General features: G+C 30.6%; 1 protein-coding gene. It reads right to left on the bottom strand.

From position 1 onward, the window contains the following. Positions 1-120 precede the first annotated feature (120 nt). The gene (locus GOQ24_RS16510) at positions 121-498 is read right to left on the bottom strand and encodes a hypothetical protein (protein WP_166520743.1); all 378 of its coding nucleotides are present in this window, start codon (positions 496-498) and stop codon (positions 121-123) included. Positions 499-607: the final 109 nt, after the last annotated feature.

The raw sequence follows: 607 nt of genomic DNA on the forward strand, positions 1-607 counted from the left end.
GCTTTATAAAGCTCCAAAAAAGTTACTTCTTAACTAAATAAAAAGCGGAATAATCTAAGTTTAAATACTTTTTGTCAACAACAAAACATACTAAAAACTCATGAAGAATAAAAAGAAAAACTAATTCTCTTTATTCCATTTGACAAACCATTTTCCTATCCTACTAAAATTTGTCAACAGTATGAATCCCAAAACTAAATTAGCAAAAGCAGTAAAAGCAGCATATTGATTATAGGAAGGCATATTTTCATTTCTTACAGCTGCAGTAAATCGCTGTATTACCCACGTAATCATATAAGGTAGATTATTCACAATAAGCATTGCTCCAATAATAAACACTCCCACCTTAACAATATCTACAGTTGTCAAATTACTGATCTCTATTTTATCAGATTCATAACCTTTACCCAAACGAAAAAGGTTCACTATCTTATCTCCATACAACATAACCACAGTGAATCCTATTAGCAAAAAGATATGTTGACCTATATCTGACATTAAATCACTGGACTTGGTAACTTAGCCTGGACATTAAGTTAAGCATAAAAACTTATCTTTGAATTATGAAAAGAATTAGAAAGGCCTACGATGCTGCATTTAAGCAGCA

The sequence above is a fragment of the Myroides sp. LoEW2-1 genome (genome assembly GCF_009767705.1).
GTDB lineage: Bacteria > Bacteroidota > Bacteroidia > Flavobacteriales > Flavobacteriaceae > Flavobacterium > Flavobacterium album_A.

Bases quoted from the DNA above. Each gene is read 5' to 3' on its own strand.
- GOQ24_RS16510 (WP_166520743.1), bottom strand. From the start codon at position 498: ATGTCAGATATAGGTCAACATATCTTTTTGCTAATAGGATTCACTGTG.